The sequence below is a fragment of the Gordonia amicalis NBRC 100051 = JCM 11271 genome (genome assembly GCF_000332995.1).
In the GTDB taxonomy this organism is placed as follows: domain Bacteria; phylum Actinomycetota; class Actinomycetes; order Mycobacteriales; family Mycobacteriaceae; genus Gordonia; species Gordonia amicalis.
Genome location: NZ_BANS01000028.1, coordinates 91,980 through 100,470, shown reverse-complemented (window position 1 = coordinate 100,470; position 8,491 = coordinate 91,980). Strand labels below are relative to the sequence as shown.

Here is an 8,491-nt window from a genome sequence, read left to right as displayed (position 1 = left end):
TTGAAGAAAGTTACGCAACCGGATCGTCAGGGTCAAATCGCCTGGTCACGCTCCCCCGAGTCGGACATCGCCGCAGGTCACGGGTCGCCGGGAGACACCGAAACGCTCTGTCGCGCGCAGATTTTCGCCGGGCCGGCCACTGTGACGTGCGCCGCAAACCGTCCGTTCGGACAGGTGCTCACCCCCGCTCGGACAGTTATGCGCAGGTCAGGATGTTTCTACGGTCGATCCATGACGACCATCGATCAGTCGACGACCTTCCCGGCTGCGCTTCTCGACCCATCACCCGTACGCGGGCGTGTGCCTCGGGTACTCCGATCCGGGCTCGTCCCCAGGGGATTCGCCCGCTGCGGGCTCCTGTCGTGGCGCCGAGCGGCCGGCGTCCTCCAGATCGCTCATCCCTTCGACGAAGAGACGATCTCCGACTCGGTGGTCGTCGACGGGCTGGTCTCACTGGTGGAGACCGGCGTGTTGTCGGGTCAGGAGGACTTCGAATCCGCGGCGGTGGGCATCATCCGGACCTCCGCAGCCACCTCGGCGGACGCGTGGTCGGCGTTCTACGACAACTCGATCCGCGAACTTCGTTGCGGGGCTTCGGCCTTCGCTCCCGTGCACCGGCGCGCACGCTCACTCGCGACCGGTTCGTCGATCCTCGAGGTGGGCTCCTGCTTCGGATTCTTCGCGCTGGCCTGCGCGATGGACGGGTACGACGTGTCGGCCTGCGACATCTCACCGGGCGCGGTGTCGCTGCTCGCGTGCGCGTCGCGGCGACTCGGTGTACCGGTCGACGTCGTGGTCGGCGACGCGACCGCGCTCCCCTATGACGACGATTCCGTGGACACGGTCTCGCTCATCCACCTGCTCGAGCATCTCGACGCCCACGGTGTGGAGGCAGCGCTGTCCGAGGCGCTGCGGGTGGCGAGGCGCCGGGTGGTCGTCGCGGTGCCCTTCGAAGAGGAGCCCAGCCCCCACTTCGGTCACCGTCTCCGGCTGACCGAGAAGGAGCTGCACAGCTTGGCGAACAGCGTCGCCCACTCCGGGGCCGAGGTGTTCGTCGACCACGGCGGCTGGCTGGTACTCACCCCCTCGGACCCGCCGGTCAGATGAGCCCCCGCTTGCTCGCCGTGTAGACCGCATCGGTCCGCTTGGTGACCCCGAGCTTGCGGATGATGTTGCGGATGTGGAACTTAACGGTCGACTCGGAGATGTACAGCGTCTCCCCGATCCGCTTGTTGGACATGCCATCGGCGAGCAGTCGCAAGACCTCGCGTTCCCGGTCGCTGAGGGTTTCGGTGGTCTCGGCCTCCCCGGAGACGGTCCGCAACACCACCGCCGCGCTGCGCGGATCGAAGGCACTGCCGCCCGTCGAGACGGCCTGGATCGCGCGCACCAGTTCGGTGGTGTCGACATCCTTGACGACGTATCCCCGCGCGCCGGCGCGAACAGCCCGCACCACCAGGTCGTCGTCGAGGAATGTGGTGAGCACCAGCGCCGCGACCTCGGGGTGACGGTGTGCGATGTCCTTGATCAGGCGCAGTCCCTCGTATTCGGTACCCGCGGACAGTTTGAGATCCACGACCACCACATCCGGTCGGCACGCGTTGACCTCCGCGAGCGCGGCGTCGTGCGAGCCGGCTTCGCCGACCACCTCGACGACGTCCTCGCGTTCGAGGAGCGAGCGCATCCCCTCGCGGAGCAGGGCGTGGTCGTCGACCAGCAGTGTGCGGATGGGCCTGGCCTGCTTACCGGTGCTCGTCTTGTCGGTGCTCACGGCAACTCCCTGGTCGTGGTTCCGGGATCGGACGCGGACGGCGATCCCGCACCCGTCGGCAGGGTCGCGGTCACTCGGATGCCACCCGCCCGTGACCGGCGGATTCGGATCTCGCCGTCGAGCTCGGCGGCCCGCGAGGCCATGTTCGCCAGGCCGCGGTGGCGTCCGGCGGCGAGGTCGCCGAGCGAGGCGGTCCGCAGGACGCGCCGCAGATGTTCGGGGTCGCCGACCCCGTCGTCGTCGACCGACAGCGACACCTGCTCCGGCGCATAGGTGAGGGTCACCGTGACCTCGTCGGCCCGCGCATGGATCGCGGCGTTGAACAGTGCTTCCCCCGCGATCCGGAGCAGCGCGTGCTGGACGTCGCCGGTCAGGTCGCGGGCGCGTCCCCGGATGCGGACCGCGGTCGTCAGGTCGGGCGGCATGTGCAGGGAGCACAGTTCGGTCAAGACCTCCCGGACGCTCGGCGACGGGACGCTCGCGGCGTTGTTGAGCGTGTAGATGAACGTCCGCAGCTGCTCGACCGCTTCTTTCGTGAGACGGCCGGCCATCTGCAGCCGTTCGAGTGCCGCACCGTCGACGAGGTCGCGACACAGCTCGATCTGCACGCCCGCCGAGAGCACCGACTGGGTGACCGAATCGTGCAACTCGCGCGCGATCCGCGACCGTTCCTCGTTGAGGACGGTGGTGCGCATCGCGGCGGACAACTCACGCTGGGCGCGCTCGAGCTCATCGTTTCGTTCGGCCAATTCCGCTGCGTGCCGGTGCGTTTCGGAGAACAGCTCGGCGTTGAGCAGGGCGACGATCGCCTGGCTGGCCAGGATCCGCAGGACCACGACATCCGTCGGGTCGACGACGCGCTCGGATGGGGTCCACGCCGACAGGCCGCCGACGACGCTGCCGTCGAGTTCGACCGGGACATGGACGTGATCGGTGGACAGGATCGGGCGGTGCAACAGCGGCTCGTGGCCGCGCAGGATGTCGTTGAGCCGGTTCAGCACCTGGTCGGGCAGCCCGTCGGGCGGAGAGGCGGTCGACGACCCCTCGAAGGCGTACAACCTGCCACTGCCGGAGCTGATCAGGTGACGCGGGGCGGATCGTTCCAGGCGTCCGTCGGCGAGCCCGAACACCACCCACTCCGCACCCAGATGGTCACGCGCGGCCTCGACCACCGAGATGACCAGCGCCTCGGGCCCCTCGGCGGTGCGGACCAGCGCCCGCGAGATCCGTTCGAGAGCGCCGACCACCCGGCTCAGCCGGGCCTCGACCCCGCGGTACTGCGCGTAATGACTGCCCTTGACGCTGCGCAGACCGACGAGGCTGTCGAGATCGGACCGGTCGGGCTCCCGTTCGGGGTCGGGCCCCCGCGCGGCGCCGACCATCACAGTGCCGCCGCGTACAGGTCACGAATCCCCGCCGCCTGAGGACGGCGCGGATTCGTGGTCATGCACGAGTCCGCGAGAGCGTGCGTGGTGAGACGATCGAGATCGCCGACGCGAACGCCCAACGGCTCCAGGGACTCCGGCATCCCGACCCGTGCACCCAGGCCCGCCACGGCATCGGCCAGTCGGTCGGCGACCATGCGCGCATTCCCGTCGGTGGACAGGCCGATCGCCCCGGCGAGGTCGACGAATCCGTCGGCGCACACCTCCGCGTTGTAGCGGATGACATGCGGTAGCAGCACCGCGTTGATCGCACCGTGGGGGGCGTCGCAATGCCCGCCGACCGGGTGGCTCATCGCGTGGGTCGCGCCGAGGATCGCGTTGGTGAACGCCATCCCGGCCCGCAGCGACGCCAGCGACATCTCCTCCGCCGCGATCTTGTCGAGCGGGTCGTCGACCAGTCGCTCGAGATGCGTCCAGACACCGCTGATCGATTCCAGTGCAAGCGAATCCGTCATCCGGCCGTGCGCGAGCGAGACGTAGGCCTCGACGCAGTGCGTTAGCACGTCCATCCCGACCTGTGCGGTGACCTCGGCCGGCACCGTGGTGAGCAGTTCCGGATCGCTCACCGACAGGTCCGGCACCAGCGACCGGCCGATGATGGTGACCTTGGTGCGGCGCTGGCCGTCGTTGATGATGCAGAACTGCGAGACGTCGGCACCGCTCCCGGCGGTGGTCGGCACGGCGACGAGCGGCGGCAACGGCCGGCGGGCACGATCGATTCCCTCGTATTCCAGGATGTGACCGCCGTTGGCGGCGAGCACCGCGACCCCCTTGGCCGCGTCGATGACCGATCCCCCGCCGAGCGCCACGAGCCCGTCCGCATCGTGCGCCTTGTAGGCCAGGAACGCCGCGGTGACCTCGCCGGCACGAGGGTTGGGTGACACGTCCACGAACGAGGTGGCGTCCAGCCCCGCCGCGGCCAGCCCCGACATCAGCTGCGAGTACCAGCGGGTGCCCTCGAGACCGCGATCGCTCACCACCAGCGGGCGGCGCATCCCGAGGCCCGACGTGGCGAGCGGCACCTCGCCGAATGCGCCCGGGCCGAGCACGATCTCGGGGGCGTGGAACTTGGCGACATGACCGGGGCTGCGTCGGCGCGTGCCACCTTGCATCCGTTGTCCTCCGATCACCGCGGGCCGCTGATGTCGTCGTGCGCCACCGGCATTTTCGACGCTACCCACCTCACCTGAGCGCTGCACCCAGTTCATCACAGCGGGCAAGCATCTCGGCCCCGTCCCGGACGCTGACGACACCGCTGCAGTGTTCGGCGTAGTCGGCCATCGCACAGCTCGTCTGCGACCAGTAGCGCGACGGTTCGGGGGTCACCCAGGCGAGGCGGTGTGCGCGCCGGCCGATCTCGGCGACCAGGTCGGTGCGGGCGTCGAATCCGTTGCTGCGCGCGTCGCCGACGACGAGCACCGAGGTACGCGGAGTGACGAGGTCGCCGAAATCGCCGAGCAGTCCGGCGAACATCCGTCCGTAGTCGCTCGTCGCGGCCAGGTCGAGGCCGTCGGCGGCGAGCACAGCGGCCAGCGCGGCGTCGGCGGACGCCGCCCGGAGCGCGGCGGTGACGCGCACCGGCCGGTCGACGAAGGCGACGACCTCGCACCGTCGCCGAAACGGTGCAGCGTCTGCGCGAGCCGCAGGATGAACCCGGTGACCGGCCGGACCGACAACGAGACGTCGACCAGGACCAGCAACCGGACGGGGCCGGGCCGCGGACGTCGACGCCACAGTTCGGCCGGCACCCCGTCGGTGGCCACCGCTGCGCGCATCGTGGCGCGGATGTCGAGGGTCCCGCGATCTCCGCGGCCGATCACCCGTCGCGGTGCTCCGCGCATGCGCTGGACGAGCCGGTGGCAGGCACGGTCGATGTCGGCCTGTTCGGTCCGCACCGGGGCCGATCGACCGGGTGCGTCGTCCTCGGTGAGCCCGGCCGCCTCGAGGCGCGCGGTGAACGCGTCGACGAACGCGGCCAGGGCATGTTCGAGCTCGATGCGACGCGCGTCGTCGAGGTCGGCGTTCCCCTCCGATCCGTACGCTCCCCAGGGGTCGTAGGCGTCGAGAGCCGCCAGGATCGCGGCGGCGCCGGTCACCCCCAGGGGTGTGCTCGCCACCCGGGCGGCGGCGCCGGTCAGCTCGCCGACCGACGCCGAATCGGCGGAGTCGATCTCGACCGTGTACGTCACTCCCCCGCTGACCGATCCGCTGTCCGGGTCGACGCCGAGCTGTTCGGCGCCGGCCGACACGGTGAAGTCGTTCTCCTCGCGATGGGCGCTCTCCCCGTGGCGCTCGCCGGCATCGGGGTCGGGTGCCATCAGATCGCCGATCTCGTCGGTGTGCTCGTCGGCGCCGATTCGGCGGGCCGCCCCGTCGAACTCGTCGTCCCAGACGACGTCGTCGGGCAGGTCCGCGGCGGCACCCCGCGGGCGGGGCAGGTCCTCCTCGCGATCGGGCCCCGTGTCGGCACCCAGGAAGAAGACGTCGAAGGCGTGCTCGAAACCTGCTGTCTCGTAACCGTATTTGACGGAGACACTGCGCAGCGCGGGCCGCAGCACCGCGAGGTCGGCGGTCCCGACGATCGCCAGCGTCCGCCGGATCTCGATCACCTCCGCGGGTGACGCGGCGATCCCGGCACGGCGCAGGACCTGCCCGAACAGAACCGCGACCAGGTCGAGGATCTCGTCGCGGGCGGCCCCCGTCGGCGGCGTGCGCACGGTCATCGGCCCGCGCGTACCCCGGCACTGCGGGCCCGCCCGGCCCCGAACGCCCGGGCCGTGACCGACCCTGACGGCGTCGACCCGTCGACACCGACCTCCGCGGCGGTGGTGTCTGCGGTGGGGCTCGACAGCGCACGACGGGCGAGGTCGAGGTCGGTGCCGAACTTGACCAGCAGGGAGAGCAACGCGGCGTCGGCCGTACCGGATCCGGTAGGGGCGGTCTGTGCCGGTTCGGTGGTCCTGAGATACGACGCCGCGCGGGCAGCGTCGATGACCTCCGCGATCGAGGGACTCTTGCGCAGCGGCAGATCGCGGAGTCGCCGGGCGAGGTCGACGACCTCGCCGATGACCTCGTCCTCGATGTCGGGAGCCCGCACCGCGACGATGGCGCGCTCGGTGTCCGGGTCGGGGTAGTCGACCTGGAAGTGCAGGCACCTGCGCTTGAGGGCCGGCGAGAGCTCACGGGTGTCGTTGGAGGTCAGGATCACCCACGGCGACGACCGTGCGGTGAACGTCCCGAGTTCGGGTACCGACACCTGGCGTTCGGCGAGCACCTCGAGCATGACCGCCTCCATCGCCTCGTCCGTACGGTCGATCTCGTCGACGAGGAGCACGGTGGGGGTGGTCGAGGTGATCGCGGCCAGCAGCGGCCGGGCCACCAGGAAGTCCTCGGTGTACACGCCCACCTCGGTACGCGCCAGGGCCGCCGATGCCGCCGAAAGACTTGTCTCCGATGCCAATTCGACACTGATGCGGTCTCGCAGCATCTGCACGTGGAGCAGTTGGCGGGCGTAGTCCCACTCGTAGAGGGCTCGCGAGTCGTCGAGCCCCTCGTAACACTGCAGGCGGATGAGCTCACGCCCCGACGCCGCGGCCAGCGCCTTGGCCAGTTCGGTCTTGCCGACACCGGCCGGCCCCTCGAGAAGCAGCGGCCGGTCCAGGAGCGTGGCGAGGTGCACGACGACCGCCAGTTCCGGTCCGATGAGATATCCCTGCTCCCCGAGCGCAGCGGTCAGTTCCTCTGCGGAGGCGAAGCGGGCGGTCTCGTCGGCATCCGTGAGACGGGCGAGGGCGGTGGAGGTGTGCGTCATCGGATCGTCAGACCTTCCGTCGACGGGGCGGTGGGCTGGGACGGAACCCGCGCGCCCGGGAGGGGGTTCCCTTCCCGGGCACGGGGTTCCGGCCGGGTGATCAGTAGCTGCCGGTGAAGGCGTGCGTCACCATGGGGATCAGCGATTCCACGGTGCTCTCCCGGGGGTTGCCCGGGGTGCACCAGTCGCCCATCATGTGCTCGGCGATGGCGCGGATCTGCTTCTCGGACGTGTCGATGCTCTCGCCGCGCCCCTCGTACTTACCGGTGTTCATCCGGTTCTTCTCGTAGCTGTTGGTCGACAGCTGTCCGAAGTTGTCCGGGATGCCGAGGTCCTTCGAGAGGCGGATGGCCTCCTCGACCGCGGCGTCGGCGGCCTGGACGGTGGTCATCTTGGAGGTGTCGACGCCGAGCAGGGCGGCGATCTCCGCGTAGCGCTCGAAGCGGGACGGCAGGTTGTACTCCCACACGCGCGGCAGCGCGATGGCGTTGTTGAGTCCGTGATGGCTGTCGTAGAAGGCGCTCACCGCATGGGACAGGCTGTGCACCAGCCCGAGACCACCCGAGTTGAATGCCTGCGCGGAGATGTACTGGGCATGCATCATGCCGGTACGGGCCGCGAGGTTACGCGGATCGTAGACCGCGGTCCGGAGATGATCGCGGATGAGCTCGATCGAGTACTTGGCGTTGCCGAGCGACGGGGCGAAGTCCAGGCGCGAGACGTACGGCTCGCTGGCGTGGGCGAGCACGTCGAAGCCGCAGAAGGCGGTGAAGTGCTCGGGGCACGAGTAGTAGAGCAGCGGATCGTCCATCGCGAGGTCCACGAGACAGGTGTCGTCGAACGCCACCCACTTGTGCGGGTTGTTCATGTCCGAGGTGTCGGTGATGACGTAGGCCCAGGAGGTCTCCGAGCCGGTGCCCGCGGTGGTGGAGACCGCGATGTGCTTCGGGTTCTCCTTGTTGGTGGCCTTGGAGAAGCCCTCGAACTCGTTGATGTTGCGGCCGTCGTGGGCGATCACCATCCGGGCGCCCTTGGCGGCGTCGTGGCTCGACCCGCCGCCCACCGAGATGATGCCGTCGCACTTCTCCGACTGGTACAGCGCCGCGGCGTCCATGACGTTGTAGTCCTTGGGATTGGACTCCACCTGGTCGTAGAGCACCACGTCGACGCCCTGGTACTCGATCTTGCCGATCAGTTCCTCGATGATGCCCGAACCGCGGAGGCCGGTGGTCATCAGCAGGGCACGCGTGATGCCCAGTTCCTTGGCCTCGACACCGAGCATGTCGTGCGCACCGACGCCCAGCTTCGCCTTCGGGAACGGGTGGAACTCCTTGATCGGGAAATCCCAGATCTGGTTCAGCTCAATGGCCATGGGGGTGAACTCCTTGTGACGGTTGGGTCTGTCACAACGAGAATGTCGCTCAGATCACAACGCCCACAAGGGGTCCTGACCCTCGGCGGGCA

Annotated in this window: 5 protein-coding genes and 3 pseudogenes; 1 reads left to right on the top strand and 7 read right to left on the bottom strand. The window is 69.4% G+C overall.

Going from position 1 to position 8,491, the window contains the following annotated elements; all coding sequences use genetic code 11:
• Positions 1-231 precede the first annotated feature (231 nt).
• Positions 232-1,107: a mycofactocin oligosaccharide methyltransferase MftM gene (gene mftM / locus GOAMI_RS14590; protein WP_006437309.1), complete on the top strand. Its 876-nt coding sequence runs from the start codon at positions 232-234 to the stop codon at positions 1,105-1,107.
• On the opposite strand, the gene GOAMI_RS14585 is transcribed toward mftM, so the two are convergent.
• From GOAMI_RS14585 to mdo, 7 genes and pseudogenes are all read right to left on the bottom strand, one after another.
• A complete protein-coding gene (locus tag GOAMI_RS14585) occupies positions 1,100-1,771 on the bottom strand; it encodes a MadR family response regulator transcription factor (RefSeq protein ID WP_006437308.1) in 672 nt (223 codons plus the stop codon). The two genes, mftM and GOAMI_RS14585, sit on opposite strands and share 8 nt — an antisense overlap.
• On the bottom strand, positions 1,768-3,153 hold the full coding sequence (locus tag GOAMI_RS14580) for a MadS family sensor histidine kinase (RefSeq protein ID WP_006437307.1): 1,386 nt from the start codon (positions 3,151-3,153) through the stop codon (positions 1,768-1,770). Before GOAMI_RS14580 ends, GOAMI_RS14585 begins: the two co-directional genes overlap by 4 nt.
• A pseudogene (locus GOAMI_RS23925) lies at positions 3,153-3,728 on the bottom strand (dehydroquinate synthase/iron-containing alcohol dehydrogenase family protein); the annotation flags it as partial. The gene GOAMI_RS14580 and the pseudogene GOAMI_RS23925, both read right to left, overlap by 1 nt.
• A 102-nt stretch (positions 3,729-3,830) precedes the next feature.
• Positions 3,831-4,232 (bottom strand): annotated as a pseudogene (locus tag GOAMI_RS23920) (iron-containing alcohol dehydrogenase); the annotation flags it as partial.
• Positions 4,233-4,398: 166 nt separating this feature from the next.
• Positions 4,399-5,939 (bottom strand): annotated as a pseudogene (gene madC / locus GOAMI_RS14570) (MadC family VWA domain-containing protein).
• Complete coding sequence (locus tag GOAMI_RS14565; protein WP_006437304.1) at positions 5,936-7,027, bottom strand: MadB family AAA-type ATPase; 1,092 nt, start codon at positions 7,025-7,027, stop codon at positions 5,936-5,938. The pseudogene madC and the gene GOAMI_RS14565 overlap by 4 nt, the downstream one beginning before the upstream one ends.
• A 100-nt stretch (positions 7,028-7,127) precedes the next feature.
• Entirely contained in the window at positions 7,128-8,399 is a 1,272-nt protein-coding gene (mdo, locus tag GOAMI_RS14560; RefSeq protein WP_006437303.1) for an NDMA-dependent methanol dehydrogenase, read from the bottom strand.
• Positions 8,400-8,491: the final 92 nt, after the last annotated feature.